Below are 13117 nucleotides of genomic sequence, written 5' to 3'. Positions count from 1 at the left end.
ATGTGTGGTATGTGGGTGTAAAATGATTAAAAAATAAACGTTTTTCGGAATTTTGTGAGTATTTTTGACGTAACCAAACTTAAACAACAACCAAGTACTGATTCATCCTATGATCTTAATTGTTGATGATAACCAAAGCAATCTCTACTCACTGAAAAAACTGCTGGAATCTAAAGATTTTCAGGTAGATACGGCCAATTCCGGAGAAGAGGCATTAGGAAAAGCCATAAAAAATAATTATGCCCTGATTATTCTGGATGTGCAGATGCCCGGAATGGATGGATTCGAAGTCGCTGAAACATTAGCCGATTACAGCAAAACAAAAGAAGTTCCTATTATATTTCTATCGGCTGTAAGCACCGAGAAAAGATTTATCACCAAAGGCTATGCCTCGGGAGGAAAAGATTATGTTACAAAACCTGTAGATCCGGAAATTTTACTGCTCAAAGTAAAAACGTTCTACAATTTTCAGGAGCATAATCTTGCCATGAAAAAGACCCAGGAAAGCCTTGAACTAGAAGTAAAAGGAAGAAGAGAATCACAGGTGACCATGAAGTCGCAGATCGATCATTTTCAGCTTATGCTGGAATCTCTGCCACAGATCGCCTTTACCCTGAATGAAGAAGGAAATATTGAGTTCGTTAATCTTAAATGGTACCAGTATTCAGATACAGCGGTAGATTTTCCAGAGGTTCACCCCGATGACATGAACATCAGAGATGAGTTTGAGCGCTGCAGAAAAAGAAATAAAGCTCTAGAGCTCGAAGTCAGAATAAAAAATATAAATTCAGGAGATTACCGATATCACCTTTTACGGATAACCCCCATAAATGATGAAAACGGAGTTAAAAACTGGGTGGGAACTTTTACGGATATTGATGATCAGAAGAAAGTGGAAAAAGAAAAGGACGAATTCCTGAGTATTGCCAGCCACGAACTGAAAACACCATTGACCAGTATCAAAGCCTATGTTCAGCTGCTGGACCGGAAATTAAAACTGGATAAGCAAAGTGCAGAAGCCGGTTTTATGGTTAAAGTACAGGACCAGATTGAAAAGCTGAATACCTTAATTACAGATCTGCTGGATGTTTCCAAAATAGAAAACGGAAAACTTAAAATCAACAGAAAACCAACCAGTCTGGAGAACGTCATCAGCAATGCCGTTGAAACCATCATACAGACCCACGACGAAAATAAAGTCAGAATAAAAAGACATGGCATAAAGCCGGAAATCCTGATCCCTCTGGATGAAATACGCATAGAGCAGGTTCTGATCAACTTTCTGACCAATGCTATAAAATATTCCCCTCAAAATAACCAGGTTATTGTCACCACTTTTGTAGACGAAGAAAAACAGGAAGTAAAAGTGAGTGTTACCGATTTCGGAATAGGAATTCCGGATTTCAAACAGGATGCCGTGTTCCGTAAATTCTATCGTGTAGAAGAGTCTTCACTGCAATTTCAGGGAATGGGAATCGGGTTGTTTATCTGTTCCGAGATCATTAAACAGCACCACGGAACCATCGGAGTATCCAGTAAATTAGAAGAAGGGTCCACTTTTTACTTCACCTTACCATTAAATTAATCGCATGCCGAAAAAAATAATCAGAAATCTTCAGTTCGGAGTTGGGTTGTCTTTACTCATCTTAATTGCAAGTTCAGTGGCTTCCTATCTGAGTATTCAGAACCAGATGGAGCACAGGGAAAGTCTTTCCAAAAGCAGGCGTTCAGTAACAGCGGTCAAAGATGTTCTTATTGCTTTACTGGATGCCGAAACAGGAAACAGAGGCTACCAGCTTACAGGAAAAGAGAATTTTTTAGAGCCTTACAACCGCAGTTTAAGTGAATTTCCAAAAGCCATAGAACGCGCAAGAGCTCTGGATATTTCAGATAAAGCTCAGCTGGAGCGTTTGAATATTTTAGAGAAAAACGTTAACAGCAATATCAATAATCTAAAGCAGTTTGTGCAGAACAGGCGAAAGGGGATTGTAATGACTCAGGACCAGATCCTGACAAGCAAAGGCTATATGGACAAATGCCGCCAGACGGTCCGCGATTTTGTGCAGTACGAAGAAACCCAGCTTGAAATTAAAAATAAAGATCTGAACCGTTCGTCAGGTACAACCGTAATGTTCATCATTGTTTCGGCATTAGCAGCGGTGGTAGTCACTGTTTTCTTCTATATTAAACTGAGAGCAGATTTAATTCGCAGAGATAAACTGGAAAACGAATTGCGGGCAAAAGATCTTGAGATCAGCAAGCGTGTAAGTGCCATTCAGCAGATTGCCAACCGTGTTGCCAACGGAGATTACAGTCAGAGAGTGGTAGACAATTCCGAGGATGATCTTGGAGATCTGGTAGACTCACTGAATCATATGACCGACTCACTGAAGAAATCTTTTGATAAAATTAATAAAAGTGACTGGAGACAGAAAGGTCTTGCCTTACTGAATGAATCTCTGGTAGGTAATAAATCAGTGAAAGAAGTTTCGGATGTTTCTTTAAACCAGCTTGTTGAGTATGGGAAATGCATCAATGGAGCTTTATATCTCTTTGATGAAGGAACACTTAGGTTGAGTACGGCTTTTGGCTTGGAAAATACCATGAAAAAGACCTTTGAACCAGGAGAAGGAATGGTAGGTCAGGCTTTTACCAATGAAAAAATGCAGGTTTACAACAATCTTCATGAAGACGATTTTGCCGTAAGCTTTGCCAGCAGCAGAATAAAAATAAACGGAATACTCCTGATCCCGATTCATGCAGACGGTCATTGCATCGGAATACTGGAATTAGGATCCGCTTCTGATTTTGATCAGGACAGACTCGATTATTTCGAGGAATGCAGCCGCAATATCGGAATTGCTTTGAATGCAGCAAAAGGCCGCGAAAAAGAACAGCAGCTGCTTGAAGAAACCCAGGCCCAGTCGGAAGAACTACAGGTACAGCATTCCGAGCTGGAAAACCTGAATACGGAGCTGGAAGCCCAGACCCAAAAACTTCAGGCCTCCGAAGAGGAACTGAAAGTACAGCAGGAAGAGCTGATGCAGGCTAATGCAGAACTGGAAGAACGCTCAAGGCTTCTCGAGGAAAAAAATCATATGATTGCCCAGAGAAACAGTGAGATCCAGAAAAAAGTGGAAGAACTGGCCTTAAGTACCAAATACAAATCTGAGTTTTTGGCCAATATGTCTCATGAGCTGAGAACTCCATTAAATTCAATCCTTCTTCTTTCCAGATTAATGGCCGAGAATCCGGACGAAAACCTGAATGAAGATCAGGTAGAATCTGCAAAAGTGATTCAGAGTTCAGGAAGCAGTCTGCTCACCCTTATCGATGAAATTTTAGATCTCGCCAAGATAGAATCTGGTAAAATGACTCTGGAATATCATAATGTAGCCGTGAATGATGTGGTAAGAGACCTGAAAAGTCTTTTCAATCCCATTATTCAGGAAAAACAGGTTAAATTCGATATTCATATTCAGGAAGACGCAGAAAAAGTTATTGAAACGGACAGGCTCCGTGTAGATCAGGTATTGCGTAACTTGCTATCCAATGCTATAAAATTTACTTCACAGGGAAGCATTACATTACATATTGCAAAGCACACGCAAAACAAAGACTGTATTGTTTTCAGTGTAAAAGATACGGGAATAGGCATTCCGGAAGAAAAGCAGGCTATTATTTTTGAAGCGTTCCAGCAGGCAGACGGTTCTACCCGCCGCAGATTTGGCGGTACCGGATTAGGACTGTCCATAAGCCGTGAAATTGCCAGATTACTCGGAGGAGAATTAACGCTGAAAAGTAAAGTGAATGAAGGCAGTGAGTTCAGTCTGGTTATTCCTGTAAAAGCAGGAGCAGAGCCCGTTCAGCCTGAAACAGATCAGAATCTGGTGGATATTATCCGTGAAGATGTTGAAGAAATTCAGAATATCCTAGAAGACACAGAGGTAGAAACGGTCTTATATCCTGAGACCCTGAAGATTCCTGAAGATGTGGATGATGACAGAGAAGGGATTACAGCAGAAGATAAAGTGATATTAATTGTAGAAGATGATATCAATTTTGCCAAAGCCCTCCTCAAATACACCCGTATGAATCATTATAAAGGAGTAGTAGTGGTAAGAGGAGATTATGCTCTATCAGCGGCTGTTCAGTATCATCCGCAGGCTATTCTGCTCGATGTACAGCTGCCTGTAAAAGATGGCTGGAAGGTGATGGATGAGCTTAAAGCCAATTCGGCCACCAAGCATATTCCGGTACACATGATGTCTGTTTTGCAGCTTGAAAAGGAAAGTTTGATGAAAGGAGCTATTGATTTCATTAATAAACCGCTGGCCCTTGATAAAATGACGGATGTTTTCAAAAAAATTGAAAATGCCCTTCAGATGTCTCCCCAAAAGGTTTTGATTGTAGAGCATAATGCGAAACATGCTAAAGCCCTTTCATACTATCTGAGTAATTTCAATATTTCATTATCGGTAGAAAATAATGTGGAAGACAGTGTGAAAGCATTAACTTCAGACGATATCGACTGTGTGATTCTGGATATCGGAGATTCAAAAAGCAACGAATACAAAGTCATTGAATCCATTAAAAGTTATGAAGGACTGGAAAACCTGCCGATCATTATTTTTACAGAACACGGTTTATCTAAATCCGAAGAGCTTAAAATCAAACAATATGCAGATTCCATTGTCGTAAAAACGGCTCATTCTTACGAAAGAATTTTAGACGAAGTAGGTTTATTCTTACATTTGGTGGAAGAAAAAAACAATTCTGTGGAAACCGCAAGAAACAAAGCTCTGGGTTCGCTGACGGAAGTACTGAGCGGGAAAAAAATCCTGATTACCGATGATGATGTAAGGAATATTTTCTCCCTGACGAAAGCGCTGGAAAAATATAAAGTAGAGGTTGTGGTGGCTATGGATGGAAAACATGCTCTTCAGCAGATGAAGGAGCACAAGGATATAGATGTTATTTTAATGGATATGATGATGCCGGAGATGGATGGCTATGAAACCATAAAAGAGATCAGAAAAATGCCGGTATTTGCCAAGCTTCCTATTATTGCCGTTACCGCAAAATCCATGATTGGAGACCGCGAAAAATGTATTGTAGCAGGAGCTTCAGACTATATCTCAAAACCTGTGGATATAGATCAGCTATTGTCTTTACTGCGTGTCTGGTTATATGAAAGTTAAATGATGAATAAGAAAATTTTAATCGTGGACGATGATCCGCGAAATATATTTGCTCTGAAACTGACGCTGAAATCGAGAGGCTATCAGATTCAAAGCTGCACAATGGCCCAAGTAGCAATTGAGATATTGCAGGAAAATACGATAGACATCGTCCTTATGGATATGATGATGCCTGAGATGGATGGGTATGAAGCCATCAGGATGATTAGAAATACGCCGTCAATAAGCCAGGTCCCGGTCATTGCCGTTACCGCTCAGGCCATGCCGGAAGACCGCCAGAAATGCCTGGATGTGGGAGCTCAGGACTATGTCTCTAAACCCATTGACGTAGACCAGTTAATAGCCGCTATCGAAAAAATTTCATAAATGCTGGAACCAAGTATCGTAAAAGATGAAGAAGTAGAATACTTGATTAAAGATGTCTATGAAATGTATGGATATGATTTTTCAGAGTATAGCAGAGCTTCATTTAAACGCAGGGTCAACAGGATATGTCTGATAGACAGATTCACCAGTTTTGCAGAACTGAGATATACGGTCATGAATGATCCTGAATACCTGAAACGTTTTGTAGAAGAAATTACCGTGAATGTTACAGAAATGTTCAGGGATCCGCTTTTCTTCAAAAAGCTGAGAGAAAAGATTTTACCGCAGCTGGGAACTTATCCGCTGATAAGAATATGGGTGGCGGGCTGCTCTACCGGGGAAGAAGCTTATTCCATGGCCATATTGCTTAAAGAAGCCAATCTGTATCACAAATCCCTCATTTACGGTACAGATCTGAATCCTTCTGTTCTGGAAACTGCGCGGGCAGGCGTTTTTCCGCTACAGCAGATGAAACTTTATTCTGAAAACTACATTTTGTCCGGGGGCAAAAAAGACTTCTCAGACTATTATACCGCGAATTACGACAGTGTAAAATTTGATAAAAGTTTACAGGAAAAGCTGATTCTTTCAACTCATAATCTGGTTTCAGACAGTTCTTTCAACAGTTTTCAGCTGATTATCTGCAGAAATGTTCTGATTTATTTCGACAGGGAACTGCAGGAGCGTGTATTCCAGCTTTTTGATAACAGCCTTGAAAATCTGGGCTATCTGGCTTTGGGCTCAAAAGAGACTTTAAGATTTTCGAAACTGGGAAAAACCTATCATCAGGTAGATGATCAGAGGATCTGGAAGAAAACAGAACATATGTAACTGGATATGGAAACAAAAAACACAAAAACCGAATTGGTAGTGATAGGAGGGTCCGCAGGAAGTCTGCAGGTCATTCTGGAAATGCTTAAAAATTTAAAAACCGAACTGAGTTTCACCATGGTATTTGTTTTACACCGTAAAGCATCCTCAACAAACGTTCTTCAGACTTTATTGCAGCAGTTTGTACCGATGGAAGTGATTGAAGTGGACGATAAAACAGAGATTCAGGTTAATAAAATATATATAGTTCCTGCGGATTATCATTTATTATTCGAAGATAAAAAGATGATGTCTCTGGATTTTTCGGAAAAAATGAATTATTCGCGGCCTTCAATTGATGTGACGTTCAAATCTGCGGCAGAAATCTACGGAGAAAATCTTGTAGGCATTTTGTTATCAGGGGCGAATGCCGACGGAGTGGAAGGTTTGGGCTGTATTAAAAACAACAATGGGCAGGTATGGATCCAGGAACCTGAAACGGCAGAGGTAGATTATATGCCCAGACATGCCGTACAGGAAGTAGACTATGATCTCATTATCAAGCCCGATAATTTGGCCGATTATATCAATCAGCTGTAAATAAGAATTAAAAAACTTTAAGATTTAAATAGAAACAACTATGAGTACAAAGAAAATTTTGATTTTTGATGATGATACAACTATTTTAGAGGTAATTACCATCATTTTCGAAGAGAATGGTTATCAGGTCGAAATTTCAGAAACATCTCATGATATATTGGAAAAAGTATCCAGGTTTCAGCCGGACGTTATTCTTATGGATAACTGGATACCCAAGATTGGTGGAGTAGAGGCCACTCAGCTTTTAAAAAGTCATGACGAATTCAAATCCATTCCTGTGATTTATGTTACCGCCAATAACGATATCGTAAGGCTGGCAGAAGAAGCTCAGGCGGATGATTACGTGGCAAAACCGTTTAATCTGGATGATCTGGAAGACAAGGTGGCTAAATATCTGAAATAGCATTTTATCTGCTAAAAAAATATCCTTGTCAAGATTCTGGATCTTGACAAGGATACTCAGGAAAACAAGAGCTACTAACCTCTGGCTTCTATCTGCATTCTATTTATTTTCTTAACCTGAACACAGGTTAAATAATTCTTCTGGCCGGCTGCCCTTTGGCTGCTTCAAAATGTCTTATTCTTTCCCGGATGAGTTCAATTGTACATTTACCGCTGTTAATTTCAGCAATTATTGCGGCTAAAAATAATTTCAACTGAGGGTCCGAAAATATTTTCTTCGTAAATGTAGTGGCAATGATTGCCTTTTTAGATACGATATTCTGGGTAAAAGTATATTCACCTTCCAGATCTATATTCACCCGGAACTGATCAGCTATATAAGCAGATAGATACCGGTGTATCAGATCTATATGGTCTAGCATATTCTCCATCTTGGTGTATTTGTACTGTATACAATAATATTCATGCCATAATTATTTTGTTAAATGATTTTTTTATGCGTAATAAATGAAAAGAATGATGAACATTGAATATTTTAAAATTAATACTATCTTGCTTCCATAGAATTTGTTACAAAAATTCTGACTGTTAAATCACATCATCGCTTACCATGTTAAAAGATATTATTGCCAAAGATCTTACCGTTATATTTTGTGGAATCAATCCGGGGCTGAAATCTGCTCAGGACGGATATCACTTTTCCGGAAGGAGCAACCGTTTCTGGAAAGTTCTCCATCAGGCAGGATTTACACCTTACCAGATTGAAGCGGAGAACGATAGAAGTATCTTAGATTTCGGATTGGGGCTCACAACAGCGGTAGCAAGGGCAACTTCTCGTGCTGATGAACTTTCAAAAGATGAATTTGACAGTTCCTTAGAGCTTTTTAAAACAAAAGTAACAGAGTTTCGTCCCAGATATCTTGTATTTCTCGGTAAGGCCGCTTACCAGGCTTTCTCTAAAAAGAAACAGATTTCATGGGGCCCGCAATCCGAAGATTTTTGTGGTTCCAAAGTTTGGGTTCTGCCCAATACCAGCGGTTTGAACCGTGGATTTTCCCTTGATGATCTGGTTGAATTTTACAGCAGATTGTCTGCCGAAATTCAAAAATAACCGTCAGTATATTGGTGAATCATCATAAAAAAGACCGCCTTTAAAGACAGTCTTTTTATTAAATTTCTTTGTTCTGCAATAGGTTTAATCCCATTGGTGTCCCTTAGAAATAGCATACTTTCCGGCTCCTGTAAAAAAGAAACTGAGTCCAACCAAAAGATAAATCGCAAGCAGTTCCAGTGCCCAGCCGCCAAATTCATTAAGTTTGAATAGGCTGCCGGTTTGTGCAAGGACAATGGCTGTAAAACAGTTGGCGGCAAAAACCAATCCCGCCAGCCTTATCCGGAGCCCTGCAATAATCATTACCGGAGCAATAATTTCTCCCATAAATACTCCATATGCGAGGAATGAAGGGAGATTTTTCTCTACCATCATATTTTCTATAAACCCAACTCCGTGGATGAGTTTGCTGATACCATAAACCAGCATCGGAAATCCGATAGCTATTCTGGTGATAAGAATTCCTAAATCAATGTTTCTGTTCATGTTGTTGTTTGTTATTACTATTATTATATTAGAGGTAGTAGAATATCCTTGTCAAGGTTTCGAACCTTGACAAGGATAGCAAGGAAAAAAAGACAAATACTTCCGGAGCAGCTGATCAGAACACAAAAGAAATTGCAATAGCTCTGTTTTTGGCTTCAAGAACCTCCATCTTCCGGCTTCTGCCTTATCTACTGCTTAAAAATTATACTTCACAAATGCCCCGATGTTTTCCAGCGTCTTTTTAGCATTATTAAACTGATCGAAATTAGAAGCAATTCCATACACCATTTTGTCCTGTTTTACACCGACCCTTACAAACTGAAGTCCCCTCGGATAGCCACTGTTATCTATATTTCCAATGGCCATTACACTTACATAGCCCTTTGTATTTTCCGTCAGGCCGGGTGTATATTCAAATGAAACAGACTGTTCAAGAGAGAATCCTTTCTGATAAGTAGTCCCCGCAGAATAGGAAAGCGAGTAGTCAGGAGCTGATATACGGTACTGCACATACAAACTGAAAAAAGCACCCGGGTTTTTCATTCCGAAAGCCGCATTGATAGTCCATCTTTTTCGAAGGCTGTAGGATAATGTATTTCTTATAAAAAATATACGGTCCTGGTCTTTGGTGTATCCGGTATCAAATAAAGTAAGATTGTTGATTTTCAGTTGATCATTCAGCTGATAATTGATATTGTGCATATAGGTGTAGGAACGGTGCCCAAGAACGATATCAGGGGTATAGGAAAGTTGCTGGGCATCGAGCCCGGATAATGCCGATGAAAATATCAGTACCGCTGCATATTTTGCCTTCATAATGTTTACTCATTTACAATTCTGTGAGCAAAATTATTCAGGGCAGAACGGAATCAAATTAAGAAATCTTAATAAACGTCAGTCATGTGTTTTTTTCTTAAATAACTCAGATATTCTACCGTAATACCTAGATAAGAAGCGATCATAAACTGGGGAAAACGTTGCTCAATATTACGGTACGCAGAAATAAATGTACGGTATCGGGTATAGGCATCCACACGGGAATGCTCAAAAGTCCTTTCCTGAAGGGTTACATACGCACTTTGCATTTTCAGACGCCAGAAGTCAGAAACAGCTGGAATTTCCTTAAACAAAAGTTCCAGACTTTCTTTACTGATCTGTATCACAGTCGTTTCTTCATTCGCCTGGATAAACATTCTTGAAGGCTGCTCGCTCAGATAGCTGTACAGGTCATTCACCCACCAGTTTTCAATACCCAGCTGAGTCGTGTTTTCTCTGCCTTTTTCATCAGTGTAATAGGCATAAAGACTTCCGGCTGCAATAAAGCGCATGTGTTTGGAAATCTGCCCTTCCTTCAGGAGATATTCCTTTTTTTCGAGCTTTATAATATCCAGTCGGGAAATAATAAGTTCTACATCTGATTCTTTCAAAGTAATGATTTCTCTGAAATGTTCTATCAATCGGGAAATTGCGGTGTCTGTATCCATAGTAAAAAGCAGGCAGCAAAGGTAAACAATTATTATGTTCTGTATCTGTTGAATGGCTTGAACTGCTTAGATAAAAACACTACTTTTATCTCTTTAAGAAATAGAAAATGAAGGATCAGCTAAGAACCCATATTGAGAAAATTGTTCCTCTGAGCGATGAGGAGTTTGAACATATTTCCTCCTTTTTCATCTATAAAAAATATAAAAAGCATCAGTTTCTGATACAGGAAGGTGATGCCGTACCTTATAATTATTTTGTTCTGAAAGGCCTTTTGAAACTGGTTTATACCAATGATGCAGGAAAAGAACATATCGTAGGATTTGCTATGGAAGACTGGTGGGAAACCGATTTTCAAGCGTATTACAAGGAGACTAAAGCCTCTCTGTCTCTGGAATGTGTGGAAGATACGGAAGTACTTTGTCTGAACCTCGATGACTACAGAAAGCTGTGTCGTGAGTTCCCGAAACTGGAACATTTCTTTTTGGAAAAGGCTTATATGGGATTTATTTCTGCTCAGCAGCGTATTATTTCTTCTATGACGGATGGAATAAAAGAACGGTATAAGCAGCTTATAGAAAAATATCCTTCCCTGATTCAGCGGGTTCCGAAATCACTTCTTGCCGCTTATCTGGGAGTTTCCAGAGAAACATTAAGCCGCCTTTCCGTGTAAACCTGTGATATTCTTCACATCATAATCGTGATTCCGGTCACATACTTACCATGAATATATTCTGCAGTTTTGCATCATCAATGTACAGTAAAATTGATGTGTATTATGGAAAAAAGAACAGTAAACCCATGGAAATGGCAGAACGAAAGAAGCTACTCCCAAGCAGTAGAAGTAAAAAATGTAACCGGAACTTTATACTGCTCCGGTCAGGCAGCCATTGATCCTGATGGAACATCCAGCGATAAAGACATGAAGTCCCAGCTGGAACAGGCCATTGCAAACCTTGAAGAAGTGATTACCGCTGCAGGTTATGAATGCAATGGAATAGTCAGATTAAACCTGTACACCACTTCCACCAAAGAGCTTTGGCCCCATTTCCCTGTCCTTCAGGAATGGATTGCGAAACATCAGATCGAACAGGCCGTTACCATGCTGGAAGTAACGGGATTATTCGAAACTTTGAAGGTAGAACTGGAAGCAACGGTTGTTAAATAATCTGAATGTTTGAAAGTCTTAGAGTTTGGGGGTTGGAGAGTCTTAGAGTTTGAGGGTTTTAGAGCCAAGAATCAAGAGCCAAGAGCCAAGAATTAAGATATCAGACAAGACAATGGTCACATAAACTTATTTACTACCAACCAATAACTAGAAACTGACAACTAACAACTCATCTACTCTCAAACTCTCCAACCCTCCAACTCATACCCACCATCTCATCCAGATTCCCTATTTTTGCCAAAATCATACGATTCATGAAGAATGTCCTGAGCTGGATATTAATTGCATTTCTTACGGTTTCTCTTTTGAATAACTGTCTCAGCAGCAGTGTTCAAAAAGAAATCAAGCAGAAAACCTCATTCCTTGCTGAATTGAGGAGATTATATTCTTCCGGAGATTCTTCAAAATGGCCGAAACCAATTTTAGATCCTGAAGCCATTCCTTATTTTGCTGAAATCGGGCACCTTCCTGAAATGCAGTTTCCTACAGATAATCCTTATTCTGAGGATAAAGCATTGTTGGGAAAAACCCTGTTCTTCGATCCGAGACTTTCACAATCCAATCAGATTGCATGTGCTTCCTGCCATGATCCCGAACTGGGATGGTGTGACAGCAGAACCTTTTCTTTCGGGCACAACAGGCAAATCGGTATCCGGAATGCCATGAGTATTCTGAATGCCGGGTATGCAAAATCCTTATTCTGGGACGGGCGTGCAACCTCTCTGGAGCATCAGTCGGAAATGCCCATTCAGGATGTAAGGGAAATGAACGGGCATATTGATCTTGCAGCCGGAAAAATTGCTAAAATCAAAGGCTATGAAACATTATTTGAAAAAGCTTTTGGGAATAAAACGGTGTCAAAAGACAGGATTTCCAAAGCCATAGCTGCTTTTGAAAGAACCGTTAAAAGCGGAACTTCCAGATTTGATCAGTTTATCGATGGAAAAGCAGAAATTTATTCCGATGATGAGCTCATGGGATTGCATCTTTTCCGTACAAAAGCACAATGTATGAACTGCCACAGCTCCGGATATTTTTCTAATAATCAGTTTGAAAATATAGGAACGTCTTTATTAGGTTCAAAACAAGAGGATCTTGGAAGATATCTGGTGACCAAAAGAATAGAAGATGCAGGGAAATTCCGTGTGCCGGGTTTGCGTGAAACAACCAGAACCGGGCCGTGGATGCATAATGGCTCCATGACAACCCTCACAGAAGTCATCCGGTTTTACAGCCGTGGAAATCCAGAGCATTCCCAACAGCGTTCAACCGTTCATCAGGGAATTACACTTTCCTCAGAAAAATCAGGATTTGTAAGGCTTCTGGATCTTTCGGATGAAGAAATTAGCCAGCTGGAAGCATTCCTAAGAACATTATCGACCCAACCGGAGAAAGTATCTCTTCCTGTACTACCCCAATAAAATAAGATAATTATCAAAGACTTTCAGCTAAGTATTCATCGCAAAACAGCTTGCATTTAATTTTATCGGA

At 39.7% G+C, this 13117-nt stretch carries 14 protein-coding genes; 10 read left to right on the top strand and 4 right to left on the bottom strand.

The window, feature by feature from the left end; all coding sequences use genetic code 11:
• Positions 1-109 precede the first annotated feature (109 nt).
• The 6 genes from ACM46_RS13640 to ACM46_RS13615 are packed head-to-tail and all read left to right on the top strand — an operon-like array spanning position 110 to position 7380.
• Positions 110-1585 carry a hybrid sensor histidine kinase/response regulator gene (locus tag ACM46_RS13640; RefSeq protein WP_048507236.1) on the top strand — a complete coding sequence of 492 codons (1476 nt, stop codon included), beginning with the start codon at positions 110-112 and terminating at the stop codon, positions 1583-1585.
• 4 nt (positions 1586-1589) lie between these two features.
• Entirely contained in the window at positions 1590-5201 is a 3612-nt protein-coding gene (locus ACM46_RS13635; RefSeq protein WP_048507235.1) for a response regulator, read from the top strand.
• Positions 5202-5567: a response regulator gene (locus ACM46_RS13630; protein ID WP_048507234.1), complete on the top strand. Its 366-nt coding sequence runs from the start codon at positions 5202-5204 to the stop codon at positions 5565-5567.
• Positions 5568-6398: a CheR family methyltransferase gene (locus ACM46_RS13625; RefSeq protein WP_048507233.1), complete on the top strand. Its 831-nt coding sequence runs from the start codon at positions 5568-5570 to the stop codon at positions 6396-6398. It abuts the gene before it with no gap.
• A gap of 6 nt (positions 6399-6404) precedes the next feature.
• A complete protein-coding gene (locus ACM46_RS13620; protein WP_048507232.1) occupies positions 6405-6977 on the top strand; it encodes a chemotaxis protein CheB in 573 nt (190 codons plus the stop codon).
• Between the two features lie 40 nt (positions 6978-7017).
• Positions 7018-7380 (top strand): response regulator, encoded by a 363-nt coding sequence (locus tag ACM46_RS13615; RefSeq protein WP_048507231.1) that lies wholly within the window; start codon positions 7018-7020, stop codon positions 7378-7380.
• Between the two features lie 127 nt (positions 7381-7507).
• On the opposite strand, the gene ACM46_RS13610 is transcribed toward ACM46_RS13615, so the two are convergent.
• Complete coding sequence (locus ACM46_RS13610; protein WP_048507230.1) at positions 7508-7810, bottom strand: hypothetical protein; 303 nt, start codon at positions 7808-7810, stop codon at positions 7508-7510.
• 179 nt (positions 7811-7989) lie between these two features.
• Here ACM46_RS13610 and mug point away from each other — a divergent pair, with 179 nt between their 5' ends.
• Positions 7990-8490 carry a G/U mismatch-specific DNA glycosylase gene (mug, locus tag ACM46_RS13605; protein WP_048507229.1) on the top strand — a complete coding sequence of 167 codons (501 nt, stop codon included), beginning with the start codon at positions 7990-7992 and terminating at the stop codon, positions 8488-8490.
• An 84-nt stretch (positions 8491-8574) separates the two neighbouring features.
• Here mug and ACM46_RS13600 read toward each other — a convergent pair whose 3' ends face one another.
• From ACM46_RS13600 to ACM46_RS13590, 3 genes are all read right to left on the bottom strand, one after another.
• The gene (locus tag ACM46_RS13600; RefSeq protein ID WP_048507228.1) at positions 8575-8976 is read right to left on the bottom strand and encodes a DoxX family protein; all 402 of its coding nucleotides are present in this window, start codon (positions 8974-8976) and stop codon (positions 8575-8577) included.
• Between the two features lie 195 nt (positions 8977-9171).
• Positions 9172-9792 (bottom strand): hypothetical protein, encoded by a 621-nt coding sequence (locus ACM46_RS13595; RefSeq protein ID WP_048507227.1) that lies wholly within the window; start codon positions 9790-9792, stop codon positions 9172-9174.
• Between the two features lie 68 nt (positions 9793-9860).
• A complete protein-coding gene (locus ACM46_RS13590) occupies positions 9861-10460 on the bottom strand; it encodes a Crp/Fnr family transcriptional regulator (protein ID WP_048507226.1) in 600 nt (199 codons plus the stop codon).
• 107 nt (positions 10461-10567) lie between these two features.
• Between ACM46_RS13590 and ACM46_RS13585 the strand changes: the two genes are divergently transcribed.
• From ACM46_RS13585 to ACM46_RS13575, 3 genes are all read left to right on the top strand, one after another.
• On the top strand, positions 10568-11131 hold the full coding sequence (locus ACM46_RS13585) for a Crp/Fnr family transcriptional regulator (protein WP_048507225.1): 564 nt from the start codon (positions 10568-10570) through the stop codon (positions 11129-11131).
• 105 nt (positions 11132-11236) lie between these two features.
• Entirely contained in the window at positions 11237-11626 is a 390-nt protein-coding gene (locus tag ACM46_RS13580; RefSeq protein ID WP_048507224.1) for a RidA family protein, read from the top strand.
• Between the two features lie 254 nt (positions 11627-11880).
• A complete protein-coding gene (locus ACM46_RS13575) occupies positions 11881-13047 on the top strand; it encodes a cytochrome-c peroxidase (protein WP_053082706.1) in 1167 nt (388 codons plus the stop codon).
• Positions 13048-13117 lie beyond the last annotated feature (70 nt).

This window comes from Chryseobacterium angstadtii, assembly GCF_001045465.1.
In the GTDB taxonomy this organism is placed as follows: Bacteria; Bacteroidota; Bacteroidia; order Flavobacteriales; family Weeksellaceae; genus Chryseobacterium; species Chryseobacterium angstadtii.
The sequence above is the reverse complement of the archived record's forward strand: the minus strand, read 5'-3'. Positions and strand labels throughout refer to the sequence as shown.